A 13,459-nucleotide genomic window follows, 5' to 3' on the forward strand; every position below is an offset into this window, starting at 1 on the left:
AACGGTTACGAAATGGATCGCTTAGTGACGGGATCATGATCGGCAGATCTTATAGTATTGTGTGCCGACCGCACGGCATGGGTCAAAATGACAGTTCCGATATACCGAAGCGCGTACACCGGTGCCTGCAAATCATCCTGTCGATGATGATGTTGACATTCGCTCTGCCGGCCTGTCAAACGATGGATCTATCTCCACCCGCAGCGCCTCCGCCCTTGCCTTCTGCCTATGCAGGGGCATCGCCCGGCAGCTCTCAGGCTGGCGCCAAGGATCTGGCATGGTGGGAAGGCTTTCACGACCAGATGTTGTCGTCGCTCGTTTCTCGTGCCGCAAACAGCAACCTCACCGTTGCGCAGGCCCAGCAGAACCTTGCAGCGGCAAGAGCGATGGCGCATTCGGCGCTTTCCGGCTATCGGCCGGAGCTGGGGGCAACCGGGATTGCAAATGCTGCAACCGGACCCCGGGTGAATAACGATTTCACGCGGCGTCCGCTGCAATTGAATCTCGAGGCAGGCTGGGAGGTCGCTCTGTTTGGACAAGACAGGCAGGTCCAGAAATCGGCCGATCTGACCGCGCAGATCGCTTATGAGGATCTGGCGGCGGCAAAACTGGCGGTGACAGCGGAAATCGCCGCCAATTACGTTCACCTTCGGGCGCTCCAAAGACGTCGTGCCGACACTGCCGACATGATCGGTCTGTTGGAGAGGAATTCCAGACTGGCAAACGTCAGGGAGCAGGTAGGTCTGGCGACGGCGTCCGACACGGAACTGCAGAAATCGGTCATCGACACTGCCAGATCGAGGCTCGTTGAGTTGGAAAGCGAGATCGCTACGTCAGTCCAGCAAATCGCGACCCTCGAAGGAACGTCGACGCCGACCGCGGACCTCTCTAAACCTCAGCCGCAGCCAACCGTCCGAGCCAGCCTGCTGGGAGGCCGTCCCGCCGATCTGCTGCGTTTGCGACCCGACGTGCGGCGAGCCGAATTCGCGGTAGCCCAAGCGGGCGCGCAGGTCGGCATTGCGAAAAGCGACCTCTATCCGAAACTACGCCTCTCCGGCACGATAGGGATTGGCGCTCCGATTGGAAGTTCTTTGTTTGGCGCTTCCGGAGGGCCATCGCTGCAAATCCCGCTGTTCGATCTGGGCCGGCGCAAAGACGTCGTCGCGGCGAGCGAAGCCAAATTTCGGGAAGCGGGCCTGGCATACCGGCAGGCCGTTCTCGTTGCCTATGAGGAAGCGTCCAGAGCGCTGCGTGAGTTCAATGCCGCCCGACAAAAGACGACGCTGCTAAGATCGAGATTGAAGCGAGCGACGATGGTGCGCAACAGCGCTGATAAGCTCGTTCAAGAAGGTCTGGAAGATAAATCGAAGTCCATCAGGGGCGCGCTCGACATATTGGAACTGCGGGCTTCGCTGACAGACAGTCTCGAAGACGAAGCCCGCGCCCTCATCGCTTTCTACAAGGCAACAGGTACCGCGCAGCAGGCTTCGTCATCTCCTGTGCCGGAAAGGCGGATGTAGTCATGCCAGTTCCGATCGCGCGCAAAACCCTTATCTACGAATGGCGGCGCTTTTTGCCGGCTGTTGCAGCCGTTGCCTTTTCCGGGCTTCTCATGACAGCCCAAGGAGCGTTGCTGCTTGGGATTGTGAGTGCGAATTCGCTTTATGTATCGCAATCGACTGCCGATTACTGGGCCGGCTATCCCGGCACGCAAAGCGTCGAACTTGGGCGAACGGTGAAAGCGCGCGTGTTGACGAGCCTCTATTCCGAGCCTCTTGTGTCCCATATCGAGCCGTTGTTGCTCGGATCCGGCGACTGGCGCGCCGCCGGAGGCAATGGTGGCGTCAGCGTCACGATCATAGGTATCGATACCGAGACCGGCAGTGCCGGGCTGGCTAAGGTCGTTCCGGCAGGATTGCGCAGCCAGCTGCGCGAGCCCGGTGCCGTGGTCGTTGACGCGTCCGACGGTGACAAGCTTTCCAGCAAACCCGGGGATCTGGCGGAGGTCAACGGTCATGCCGTACGCGTGGTCGGCCTCATTGACGGGCTTCGCGGTCTGGGTGGTGTGAATGTCGTCGGTTCGCTCGATACCGCGCGCGTGCTTGATCAGACGCTGCCCACCGATGGCGCCGCCACATATTTCCTGTTCGATATCAATACTGGCGATAAGTCCGCGGGCGTGATCAGGCGTCTTAATCAACGAGCCTCTGCCGACCGGTTCGAGATCTGGCCTTCCGGCAGGCTTGCGAGCATGTCGACCAGCTATATGCTGTTCGATTCCGGCGCCGGTATTGCGTTCATCTTTGCGACGCTGATAGCCGCAACCATTGGAGCGCTCATAACCAGCCAGACCCTCATGGCGGCAGTCGCAGGCGCGCTTCCGCAATATGCCACGCTTCGCGCGCTCGGCGTGCCCTTTGGCGAGTTGAGAACCATTGTCGCCGAGCAGGCGGCCTGGGTGGGGGGTTCCGGCCTGATCATCAGCGGCGTATTAAGCCTTATCATCGCCCTCATTGCGCAGGTCTACAAGGTTCCTTTCGTGCTCGACGGCATCGTCATCCTTCTCGCCTCGCTCGTTGTTCTCGTCGTGGCGGTACTTGCCTGTCTTCTTTCGATTCATCGCCTGCGTCAGGCAGACCCGGCTTCCTTATTGAGATGATATGATGCGATCTGCTATCACTGCTCTCAATCTCCACAAGTCCTTCACCGTCCAGGGCGTTCGTACAAACGCGCTCGTCGATATTTCCGTCGAGATGTATCGCGGTGAATTCGCTGTCCTGAGCGGCCCTTCCGGCTGCGGCAAGAGCACGCTTCTGGCGACGCTCGGCGGTATGACCAAACCCGACAGCGGACAGCTTCGCGCCGGCGAAACCGATCTCTCTTCCTCGACGGACGCGCAGAGAGATGCGTTTCGCCTGAGAAGCTGCGGTTTTATCTTTCAGGGCTTCAATCTCTTTCCGGCACTTTCCGCGCTCGAGCAGGTTCAAGTGCCGCTGGATTACCTCAAGGTTCCGGAAGCCGAGGCACGAGCTCGGGCGCTTGCGGCGCTGGAGCGTGTCGGCCTGCTGCACCGCCAGCATTTACGGCCTTCGCATCTGTCCGGCGGCGAGAAGCAGCGCGTTGCCATTGCGAGAGCCATCGTCAAAGAGCCCGCGATCCTGTTTGCAGACGAGCCGACGAGTGCGCTCGACAGCAGCAATGGGTCGAGGATCGTCGAGATCCTGCGTGATACGGCCAGACAGTTGGGAACGGCGGTTCTGTGCGTCTCGCACGATAGCCGTCTGTTTTCGAAAGCAGATCGCCTCCTCAGGATGGAGGACGGGCGCCTGTTGCCTGAGGAACGGCCCGCCTCCGGGCGAAACACCGATACACGAGAGTACTGGCATGGATCACACTAAACGTTCGCGCCGTCTTTGGGCGGCCGGCCTATTGGGTTCGTCCCTGACATTGGGCCTATTCTGGACAGCGGTCGGAGTCCCGAAGGCGGACGAAAACTCAGACGCTGCCATCGTGCCGGCCATCACCGCCGCTGCGCGCGGAACCGTCGACGTCGAGGGAGGGCTTTATCGAATAACGGCTGTGCGCGACGGGACCGTTGCCGACGTGCCGGCAAGTGAAGGAGCGTATGTGCGTAAGGGGGATGTGCTTGCCCTTCTCGACAGAAGGCAGGAGGAAGCTGGGGTTCGCATCGCTGAGCAGGAGGTTTCCCAAGCCGAAGATCATCATAAACTCCTCGAAATCAAGGAAAGGAACCTTTCCAAGACCTATGAAAGAATGCGCCGCGCCGCTGCCGGCAAAGCCGTTTCCGATCAGGCACTCGAAGATGCGCGCAACGCCTATGAGACGCAGGCTATCGAGACCAACTCCGCTGCGACGGCTCTGAATATCGCGCGGGAACGTCTCGAAATGGCCAAACGGGAGGTGAGTCTGCGCGAGATCAAGGCGCCGGCCGACGGCATTGTCATACGCCAGGCGATAAAGGCCGGCGAAGCCGTTTCGTCACAGGCGATGAGTGAGATGTTCGTCCTCTTGCCGGATGGCCCGAAAATCGTGCGCGCGGACATCCCGGAAGAATATCTCAACCTTGTCGGTCCCGGCATGACTGTCGAAATCATTCCCGAAGGGCGCTCCACACAAACCGTTTCAGGCCGTGTCGGCCGAGTTTCCAAAGTATTGACACACGCGAAATCCACGGAAAACCCCGGAGAACGCAGCGATATACGCACGGCAAACTGCATCATCACCGTTCCACGTGACGCTCCTTTGGCGATTGGACAGCGCGTGGTTGTCCGAGTTCTGAAATGATGGCTCAGTGCCGGAAGAGAACTCCAGCGCTCTGCGAGAAATTGCTTGGAAGGGAGTGCCCGAGCAATGGAGTGATCAATGTCAAGACAATGATCAGCTGGTGGATGAGACACAAAAGCGACTTCTCCGAGTTCGGCGAAAGGGTCGGAACCTGCTCCGTCACGATATGATTATTGTTCCTCCGTCGAAAGCACGGCCCAGCCGTATCCGGGCAACCGGATCGAAGTCGATCGATCCAGCTCAATCGTTATTGCTGCAGCGGTTCCAGCAAGCACGTTTTTGGCACCCGGCGCAGGGAGAATGGCGTCGCCATCACGGAGATTAAGGGCGACGAGGATCGTCTGGTTGTTTGCCTCCATGGCCCAGACGGCCTGCCGAGCGGTGAGGTGAATTTTTCGACTTTTGGCTCTGACGAGCCAGGGATGACGGCGGCGAACCCCAATAAGCTGCTGATGAAGCCGGTAAATCGGCCAGCCAAACGGAGCGAGCTCCTCGGGCCTTGCGGGAAAGGCAGGCCGGATTGCATCATCGCCGCCGACCCGGTTTTCCTTGACGCCTCGGAAAGCTTGTTCGTCACCGGCATAGATGGCCGGCGTGCCGCCGACTGTCATAAGAATGGCAAGAGCGTGAGCGATGTGCTGTTCATCAGTCAACCGGCTTGCCAGCCGCGTGACATCATGATTGCCGACAAAGGTGAGTGGCACGAAACGCTCCAGGAACCCATTGTGCCGCTCCAGCGCCCACTGAAGTTCGAACAGGTTGCAGTCATTGATCGCGCTCCAGATCGCCTTCCACAATTCGTACTGCGTCACTGCGTCGACGCGGGTCGCCGTTACGAAGCCATTGTAGTCGCCGTGGATGACCTCGCCGAATATGTAAGCGTGGGGATGGCGCTGGCGGACATCCGTCAACACCGTTTTCCAGAATGGGCGAGATACTGCATAGGCTGCGTCAAGCCGCCACCCTGAAGCGCCACGGTCCAGCCAGTGGTTCATGACATTCGTCACATAGCTGGTAACATCCGAAGAATCGTGGTTCAACGCCACCAGCGCATGATGTCCCTCGAACGTCGCATAGGCAGGGCCGCCCGTTTCGTCCTTGCCGCCGAGCAAGCGGAACCAGCTCGCCTCCTGAGAGGCCGTTCCATTCTCAATGGCGGCACGGAAAAGCGGAAAATCCCTTCCGACATGGTTAAAGACGCCATCAAGGATGACTTTCAATCCACGTCGTCGCGCCTCCATGATGAGCTGGTCGAAATCGTAATCGTCACCAAGGCGGGGATCGATGCGAAAATGATCGATCGTGTCGTAGCCGTGTGTCGATGAGGTAAAAATCGGCCCCAACAGCAGACCCGATGCCCCCAGCGCGACGGCATAGTCGAGCCAATCGACGATATGGTTCAGGCGATGACGAATGCCCGCATGGGCCCTCTGCTCGGCGCCGACGAAACCGAGGGGATAAATGTGCCAGAAGATGGCGTTATCGATCCAATGCGTCATGAGCATCGATCTCCAATCTGCCTCGATCATCAAAGGCGAGCTTGAGCATAATGTCGGTGGCCGCGATCAAAGTCGTCCGCTCGCTTTCTGAAAGCACGCGCAACATCGCCTCGCGCAACCACGCCTGTCGCGCGCGCAGATCATTTGCGAGCACCGTCTTGCCCTTCTCTGTCAGAGCGATGATCAACGCTCGCTGGTCGGCCGGATCTCGCCGGCGTTCGATCAGTCCATCGCCTTCAAGACCGGCTACGATCCGTGACAGAGATTGAGGCTGAAGGCGTTCCTCGGTCGCCAGTTGCACAGCGGGCATCGGTCCAAGGCGACCGAGCGTTCCCAGAAGACTGATAGCAGCGAGCGTCTGCGCGCCTTGCGGGCGCTCGCCGCGCAGCCGCCGTCCGAGCGCCAGGACGGCGCGCAGGAGAGAGAGGGCTTCTTGATCGACTTTATTTATCATATGCTACGCATAGCGTATTAATTGAAGGAAGGCGAGCATTCATCACCATTTCCCCACTGCGGATATAAGTGGTACGCTGGTATCTGAACCGCGTGGTCGGCTTCGACGGCACGTCCTTTCCAGGTCTCGCCCGGTTTTTCAGATATTTGGGACGCAATCGCTGAAGGACAGCATTGCGCCCCAATTTGGCTCTCGTCGTTCAAACGGTACGCTCGGAGCCCCACGCTTTACCGCGCGACCTGACGAGCTTCAGTTACCGGCGGACATTGCGCTCGGATCCATCCATACTGCTTCCCATACGTGACCGTCCGGATCGGCGAGATTGCGATTATACAGAAAGCCGAGGTCCTGCTTCGGATTGATGTCCGCTTGCCCACCATGTCCTGCGGCGGCATCATTCATCTGGTCGACGGCCTTACGGCTCTCGCAGGATATAGCCAGCATCACTTCGCTTGAGGTTGCCGGCGGGATCGGGCGGCTGGTGAAACCGCGCCACTTTTCGTGAGTGAGGAGCATGACGTTGATCGTCTCGCTCACCACCATGCAGGCCGAGCTATCGTCACTGAACTGGGCGTTATTGGCAAATCCCAGGGCTGCATAGAAGGCCTTGGACCGGGCCAGGTCGGTCACCGGCAGGTTCACGAAAATCATCTTGGTCATTTTTGGTTTCCTTTCTTCACGGCGGGACAGGGCCGCACCCGCGGTCGATATCCGCTGGTTAATGCCCGCCGTGACCGTTACGGTGGTTGCTTGCCCGGCAGAAATGCCGCAATCCGACCGTGAAAGAATTGATGTTTGGTAAGAAATCGCGTCAGCCTCTGTCTGGCCTTGTGATAGCGATTGTCTTTCGCAGCCGGCTGAGGCTTTCCGGAGTGATGCCCAACCAGGCGGCGATGTGATGCTGCTTCAAACGCTTATGCAGTTCCGGCTCCTTGCGGATAAAATCGATATAGCGCTGCATCGCATCGTCATGCCTGAACGCAATCTCGCCCGGTTCTTTGTCGATAATCCAATGGCGCTCCATGTACCGGATATAAAAGGCGGCAATGTCGGCAAAGTCGCTGACGAGCAACCTAAAAGCCGCAAAGTCATATTCGAGGACGGTGGTGTTCTCGATCGCCGTAATCGCGAAAGGGCTGGGCTCGCCGAGCAGGGTCGCGCTGACCGAAGAAGCAATGCGGTTCTCAGGAAAGAAGCATTTGATAATCATGTTGCCGTCGCGGCCGACATAGCGCTGACACAGCAGGCCTTTGACGACGAAGGCATAGGTCGTCGGTACGTCGCCCGCCCGAATGAAGGGCTCCTCCTTACGATACTGTCTCGGCCGCAGGAGTGATGACCAGGCGAGCTCGGCTTTTTCTGACAGAGGGGTGTAGGTCCGGATTTTGGTGAAGAATGCTTCTGTGTTCATGAGCTCAATCCGCGAGTCGGCGATGATTTTAATCTGGCCCATCTCATCGCCGTGGGAAAAGAGTAATCTGGTGGCGTCCGGCGACATTTATAGGTTGCGCTTGGCGCATCTTGCCGCCGGAGTTCGTTCGTTTGGTCGCGATGGTCAGAACGCGCTCTTCACCACTCCGCCATCGACCCGAAGCGCTGCACCATTGGTAGCCGAAGACAGGGGGCTTGCTACATAGGCGACCATGGTCGCGATTTCCTCAGGCTGCGTGAAGCGCTTGATCAGGGAAGTTGGCCGGATTTTCTCGAAGAATTCGGTCTCGAATTGCGCGAAAGTCTTTCCTTCCGAGCCGGGCAGCGCGGCGACGAAATCGACGACGCCGCGCGATTTCGTTGGACCTGGCAAGACGCTGTTGACCGTGATTCCGGTGCCCGCAACGGATTCCGCAATACCGCGCGCCACTGCAATCTGGGCCGTCTTGGTCACGCCGTAATGCACCATCTCGGCCGGAATATGGACGCCGCTTTCGCTCGAAATGAAGATGATACGACCCCAGTTACGCTGGCGCATCGAGGGCAGATAAAGGCGGGCGAGACGAACGCCGGAAATCACGTTGACATCGAAGAACCGACGCCAGTCAGCGTCCGGGATCTCTTCGAACGGCTTGGGCTCGAATATCCCAAGGTTGTTGACGAGGATCTCGACATTCGGAAAGCGCCTTACGATTTCATCTGCGGCCTGCTCGGTTGCGAGATCGCCGGCAAATCCCTCCACGCGGCCGCTTCCAATCGCAGCAAGTTCGGCAACCGCACGATCGACCGCTTCTTGGGTCCGCCCATTGACAATAACGTGGGCACCCTCGCGCAAGAGAGTTGCCGCGATTGCGTGACCGATGCCGGCGGTGCTGCCGGTGACCAGAGCTAATTTGCCGTCGAGTTCGAGATTCATGATGCTTCTCCAATGAAAACGTCAGGGGGTGGAATGTGTAGAACGCCTGAGCGCGCGCCGGGCGTTCAACCGTGGCTGCCACAAGGGCATTTAGGGCTTTCAGGCAAATACTGCGATACAGACCGACAGCCAGAGCAAGGCAATTCCAAGCGCCAGCGCTCGCCGCGCACCGACCACCTTTTCTTCATCCTCGCGCGCCACCGGCGTCGTCACGATCCAGGGAACGGAACCCAGCGCCGCAAAGCCTATGAGTGCCAGGGCCACCACAAAATAATCCGAGACATGCCAGCGCCCTTGCTCATAAACGCCCCAGTAGCCAAGGAACGCCATCCCAACTGCGAACATGGTTGCCGATGCCGAGCAAAGCCCGGTAACCGAACCTGCCGGCGAGCGCATCCTGCTTTCTTCCGGTGTTGATCCGTTCATGATAAGCCCACGACAGCAAACAGCTCCTTCCATCATGTCAGCAAATGAGCAGAAGGTGAAGCGACTGCGGGTGTTGCTCCAGGGGAGGTCATCGCAGGAGCGCTACGATCCACATATATGCAAGACTGCGATTTTTAGTTGCGCTGCATGTCGGTCAGCGCGTGTCGCATCGATGTGCTCGAAATGCCGAAAAAGCCGCCATAGGGAAGGTCGAGATCCAGGATTACGAACATGACGCTTGCGACGGAGACGATGGCCACAAGGACAATCGCGCCGGCGAGCGGGTTTTTGGGAGCCTGAAGCCCGAAACTCAAAAATACCAGCATAAGCCAGAAGATGAGAACGCCAAGAAAGGGCGCGGAAAGCGAGCCATGTGCATCTTCGATGACGGTCCATCGCGCGGCCATGACATTGCTGAAAAGCTGGCTGCAACGGGTCGCTAGGGCCTGATGCAAGGGGTCGGCGGGCTGCAGACGGTCAATGTTAAGCCCAACATTATTCAACATCGATCCAAGGGCCGGCGCCTCGCCGGTCAAAGGCAAGTCCGAGATGTCGGGATATTTCTCGCCCTGCGGAGGCGCTTCATCGGGCCAGGTGCTGGCAATGACGGCAGCGGTATAGCTGCGCAACAGCTGCCTCTCATTGTCGAGGGCCGAGCCGTAATTTTTCAGGCAACCGTCCATCTCGGCGAGCCCCGCGGCATAACGATTACGATCGTGGGAGGCGGCGGTGAAGGCATTGAGTTCCGATGCCAGCAACAAACTCATGACAAGGGCTGCAAAAGTCACGAGCAGTGCGGTTACCAGCCGAAGAAAGTCCATTGTCTCGTTGCCGCGATGCGGCGCAGGCAATTTGGTGCGCAGTATCGAGCCGACGAAAGCGCCTAGGACAAGAAGAACAAGCAAGACCAGCGACCAGATCGCTTCTCGTTGCATCGAACATGCTCCAACTGCATCTAATCGTTGAGTATGTCACGTTCCAGCATAAGGGAATACATCTCAATGTCGAATGGCGCAGACGTGGTGCATTTGCTTTTGCTTCACTTTGCGCGGGTTCGAAGCGTGCGCGGCGATTGCACTAACCGCTATCGGCGTGGGGATCGTGCGCCCTGATCCGAGGTCGAATTATCTTTGAATATGGGTCTTCGATCGTCCAAGAGGCGCAAAATCAGGTTCCCTTTTCTGTGGCGGTGAGTGAGTTCGATGTCGCTGACCAGCCTTGCGCCACCTTGGCGGCGTTCCAGGGTAATCTTGCGGCTGTGGAAGGCTTCCAGTTCAGCCCTGTGCGCGACGCTGATAATGGTGACCTTCGGCAATTCGCGGATGATCATCTCCATCATCCTATCCTGGCTCTTTTCATCAAGGGCTGAGGTTGCCTCGTCCAGCACGATGATATCGGGATCGTGCAGCAGAAGACGCGCGAAGGCGAGCCTCTGCTTTTCGCCGCCTGACAACGTCTGATCCCACGGTGCGTCCTCCTCGATCTTTTCGTTGAGATAGTCGAGACCAACCTTTTCAAGGGTGGCCTTGATCTCGTCCGGCGTCCAGTCGTCGGCCGCGCGGGGATAGGCGACGGCGCGGCGAAGTGTGCCCGACGGTATGTAAGGCCGCTGCGGCAACATGAACAACCGGCTATCGGGGTGGACATTGACGCCGCCATGACCCCAAGGCCACAGACCGGAAATTGCCCGTATCAGCGTGCTTTTGCCCGAACCGGATTCGCCGGCGACCAAGACGCGTTCCCCCGGATCGATTTCCACCTCCGTTTCCTTGACTACGGACGTGCCGTCGTCGAGCGTCACGGAGAGATCGTTGAGCGACAACATCGTCTCGTCTTCGGTTTCTCCATGCTTGATCCGTCCGAGCGTATCGTTCTTTTCGGCGCGCTCGAGCCCATCAAGCGAGGTCATAAGCGAGGCGACACGATGCGCCGAGGCGTTCCAGTCGGCAAGGCGCGGATAATTGTCGACCAGCCATCCGAATGCGCTCTGAACGATGGCGAAGGCAGAGGCAGCCTGCATGACTTGACCGAGCGTCATGCTGCCTTCCAGAAATTTCGGCGCACAAAGCAGGACCGGCACGACAGGCGCAATCAACATGGAGACCTGCGACACGAGGGTCGTGCGCATATATTGATGGGCAAGCAGCGCCCACTGTTTCAACACGTTTCCGAATGTCCGCTCGAGGTCGTTGCGCTCTTCCTCTTCACCGCCGAGCAATGCGATGCTCTCACCGTTTTCGCGGACATGCGTCAGCGTGTAGCGAAACTCCGCTTCCACCTGGTTTTTGACCTCGGAAACCCGCACGAAGTGGCGGCCGATGACCGCCATAGAGGTAGACGTGATCACGGCGTAAAGGACCGCCGTGACGACGAGGAAGCCGGGAATCGTAATGATTGAACCGGCGACCTCGAAAGTCAGGGCGCCGCCGATCGTCCAGAGGACCACGATGAAGGTCGAGGCCGAGAGAAATGCTGAAATGACGCCAGCAATGAAATCGACCGGGGATTCCGTGGCGATCCGCAAATCCTCCGAGAGACGGGCCTCGGGGTTCTTGTGATCGTCGCCGCCGATCAGATTCAGTTGATAATAGCGGCCGTTGGCGAGCCACCGGGCGATCAAAGCGGTTGTGAGCCAGAAGCGCCAGCGTCTTTGCATCATCATACGAACATAGACTTGTATGGTGACGAGGGCGACGCTGCCGAGCACGAGTGGGGGAAACACCGCGCTCAGGACGTAGACGGCATGAGCGTTGCGTTGCTCGATCGCGTCAAAAATCGCCCGGTTCCAGATATTGATCCCATACTGGAAACAGACATTCAGGCCGATTAGGGCAAGGAGGCCAATCGAGCATGGCCAGGCAAAACGGTCTCCACGACGGCTCCAATAACCGCGGGCGCTGATCCAGAAACGGCTGAGCAAATATCGTTTGCGTGCCTGCTCTGTTTGCTCGGGGGTCAAATCCGGGTCAGGTTCTATTAAATCGGGTGGCCGCTCGGCCTCGATAGTCGAACTCTTCCCCCGATGCAACCTTTCGGCATCAGCCGGCTTGGCATCATCGACCGATTTCGGAATGGATTTTGCGTCGGTCATAAGCACGACAACGGCCCAAAATTCAAAAAGTTTCACCCTTGATCATGAGCATGCATCCAGTGGCTTGGAGGACATGCTGCGCGGAAGCAGCGCGAGGGTTAAAAGACTTGAGGGAACCGTCGACCGCAAAGGGCGTTTCAATGAGAGGAGGAATTCACCATGTGCCCGCAAATGCCGATTACGGCCTCAGACTTCGCACCTGCGCTTGGACTGCCGAACCCCATACAATATTTCCCCGAGCCATCGCCTCGCCTTCCGGCTTCGGAGAGCGAAAAGGAGGCTTACGAGAAGGGGGTGAAGGATGGAAAATGCGACGCCGAAAATAGAAAGAACCCCTATTCCGAGGATAGCGAACAGGCGAAAGCCTACGAGCATGGCTACCTTGATGGGCAGAAGATCCGGTTCGCAGAGTAGATATATAGCGACGGAAAACAGCACACTCGCGGTAGTCCGTGCTGTTGAAGCGAAAGGCTTTCGAACTTAATAGCGTTGATGCGAGTAGCGGGAATTGCTTGGCATAGGTTCATGGAACTCTATGTTTCGACCGACGTTTGCTGATCGCGATCTCTTCGATCCTGGAGATCTTTACAGGAGGCTATCGTGTTTAAATTTCCTGTTTTATTCAGCATCATCCTCTTTCCAACCGCCGTTCTTGCCCAGTCCCCTGATCTAGAAGCAACATGCAAGACCGTCGCCAAGAATTTCTTTTTATCGGACGGGCTTGCGATTGGAACGGTGCAGTCCTTTCCGGAACTCAAGCCGCCTGGCGTTCGTATGACCTACTCCACCCGGCCCGGCACTGCGGCAGCCGAGATGAGCGACACTTTCGAATGCGAGTTCGAAAAGGCGGACAAGCCTCACAACCTCGTCAAATTTTGCGTCTCCAGCACATGCTATGTGCCTAATGACGGGGATGCGGATCGCAAGCGACATTTTGAGGAGATGCGAATTCTTCTGCAGCGATCTGAGAAATAGGGGTGCTAAAGGGCTGAGGCCGCTCTTACCAATGAACCTCTGCCGAGTTCTCGCCGCAGCTATGAAATGTGACGGGAAGGGGCCGTCCCGGAGAATATTTGTCGTAATCAATTAAGGAAGGGCGCCGGCCAGCCCACCGTCATGGTTGATCGGGTGGGCTGGCATTCGGATCATGGTCTCATCGCCTTCAGCGTCTCATCACATTCATGACGAGCGAAACGACGAAGAAGATAAGAAAGATAAAGAACAGGACCTGGGCGATCGACGCAGAGGCGCCTGCTATGCCGCCGAAGCCGAGGGCTCCTGCAATCAAGGCCACGACGAGAAATACCAGTGCATAATAAAGCATTTCGCTCTCCATT

The 13,459-nt window shown here is 58.0% G+C and carries 15 protein-coding genes; 6 read left to right on the forward strand and 9 right to left on the reverse strand.

Annotated features, from left to right (window positions below):
* Window positions 1–215: 215 nt before the first annotated feature.
* From ACK83U_RS22920 to ACK83U_RS22935, 4 genes are read left to right on the forward strand one after another with little or no spacing between them, the layout of a single operon-like run.
* Window positions 216–1,520 carry a TolC family protein gene (locus ACK83U_RS22920; protein ID WP_412475008.1) on the forward strand — a complete coding sequence of 435 codons (1,305 nt, stop codon included), beginning with the start codon at window positions 216–218 and terminating at the stop codon, window positions 1,518–1,520.
* Between the two features lie 2 nt (window positions 1,521–1,522).
* Window positions 1,523–2,659, forward strand: a complete 1,137-nt coding sequence (locus ACK83U_RS22925) for an FtsX-like permease family protein (protein WP_112609000.1) — start codon at window positions 1,523–1,525, stop codon at window positions 2,657–2,659.
* A 4-nt stretch (window positions 2,660–2,663) separates the two neighbouring features.
* Entirely contained in the window at window positions 2,664–3,398 is a 735-nt protein-coding gene (locus tag ACK83U_RS22930; RefSeq protein WP_112609165.1) for an ABC transporter ATP-binding protein, read from the forward strand.
* The gene (locus tag ACK83U_RS22935; protein ID WP_112609002.1) at window positions 3,385–4,305 is read left to right on the forward strand and encodes an HlyD family efflux transporter periplasmic adaptor subunit; all 921 of its coding nucleotides are present in this window, start codon (window positions 3,385–3,387) and stop codon (window positions 4,303–4,305) included. Before ACK83U_RS22930 ends, ACK83U_RS22935 begins: the two co-directional genes overlap by 14 nt.
* 170 nt (window positions 4,306–4,475) lie before the next feature.
* Here ACK83U_RS22935 and ACK83U_RS22940 read toward each other — a convergent pair whose 3' ends face one another.
* The 8 genes from ACK83U_RS22940 to ACK83U_RS22975 all read right to left on the reverse strand — a co-directional run bounded on the left by ACK83U_RS22940 (window position 4,476) and on the right by ACK83U_RS22975 (window position 12,122).
* Complete coding sequence (locus ACK83U_RS22940; protein ID WP_112609167.1) at window positions 4,476–5,804, reverse strand: alpha-amylase family protein; 1,329 nt, start codon at window positions 5,802–5,804, stop codon at window positions 4,476–4,478.
* Window positions 5,785–6,258, reverse strand: a complete 474-nt coding sequence (locus ACK83U_RS22945; protein WP_112609004.1) for a MarR family transcriptional regulator — start codon at window positions 6,256–6,258, stop codon at window positions 5,785–5,787. Before ACK83U_RS22945 ends, ACK83U_RS22940 begins: the two co-directional genes overlap by 20 nt.
* Window positions 6,259–6,507: 249 nt before the next feature.
* The gene (locus ACK83U_RS22950; RefSeq protein WP_112609006.1) at window positions 6,508–6,918 is read right to left on the reverse strand and encodes a VOC family protein; all 411 of its coding nucleotides are present in this window, start codon (window positions 6,916–6,918) and stop codon (window positions 6,508–6,510) included.
* Between the two features lie 151 nt (window positions 6,919–7,069).
* A complete protein-coding gene (locus ACK83U_RS22955; protein WP_112609008.1) occupies window positions 7,070–7,756 on the reverse strand; it encodes a Crp/Fnr family transcriptional regulator in 687 nt (228 codons plus the stop codon).
* A 57-nt stretch (window positions 7,757–7,813) separates the two neighbouring features.
* Entirely contained in the window at window positions 7,814–8,605 is a 792-nt protein-coding gene (locus ACK83U_RS22960; protein ID WP_112337734.1) for an SDR family NAD(P)-dependent oxidoreductase, read from the reverse strand.
* 99 nt (window positions 8,606–8,704) lie between these two features.
* The gene (locus ACK83U_RS22965; RefSeq protein ID WP_112609010.1) at window positions 8,705–9,031 is read right to left on the reverse strand and encodes a hypothetical protein; all 327 of its coding nucleotides are present in this window, start codon (window positions 9,029–9,031) and stop codon (window positions 8,705–8,707) included.
* Between the two features lie 134 nt (window positions 9,032–9,165).
* On the reverse strand, window positions 9,166–9,966 hold the full coding sequence (locus ACK83U_RS22970; protein WP_112609012.1) for a DUF4239 domain-containing protein: 801 nt from the start codon (window positions 9,964–9,966) through the stop codon (window positions 9,166–9,168).
* 149 nt (window positions 9,967–10,115) lie between these two features.
* A complete protein-coding gene (locus tag ACK83U_RS22975) occupies window positions 10,116–12,122 on the reverse strand; it encodes an ABC transporter ATP-binding protein/permease (protein ID WP_112609169.1) in 2,007 nt (668 codons plus the stop codon).
* Window positions 12,123–12,281: 159 nt separating this feature from the next.
* On the opposite strand from ACK83U_RS22975, the gene ACK83U_RS22980 reads away from it, so the two are divergent.
* The gene (locus ACK83U_RS22980) at window positions 12,282–12,536 is read left to right on the forward strand and encodes a hypothetical protein (protein WP_112337731.1); all 255 of its coding nucleotides are present in this window, start codon (window positions 12,282–12,284) and stop codon (window positions 12,534–12,536) included.
* Between the two features lie 186 nt (window positions 12,537–12,722).
* Entirely contained in the window at window positions 12,723–13,097 is a 375-nt protein-coding gene (locus ACK83U_RS22985) for a hypothetical protein (RefSeq protein ID WP_112609014.1), read from the forward strand.
* Between the two features lie 187 nt (window positions 13,098–13,284).
* Here ACK83U_RS22985 and ACK83U_RS22990 read toward each other — a convergent pair whose 3' ends face one another.
* Complete coding sequence (locus tag ACK83U_RS22990; protein WP_015343210.1) at window positions 13,285–13,446, reverse strand: DUF1328 domain-containing protein; 162 nt, start codon at window positions 13,444–13,446, stop codon at window positions 13,285–13,287.
* Between the last annotated feature and the right edge of the window lie 13 nt (window positions 13,447–13,459).

It is taken from the genome of Rhizobium sp. WW22, assembly GCF_047041135.1.
Classification (GTDB): domain Bacteria; phylum Pseudomonadota; class Alphaproteobacteria; order Rhizobiales; family Rhizobiaceae; genus Rhizobium.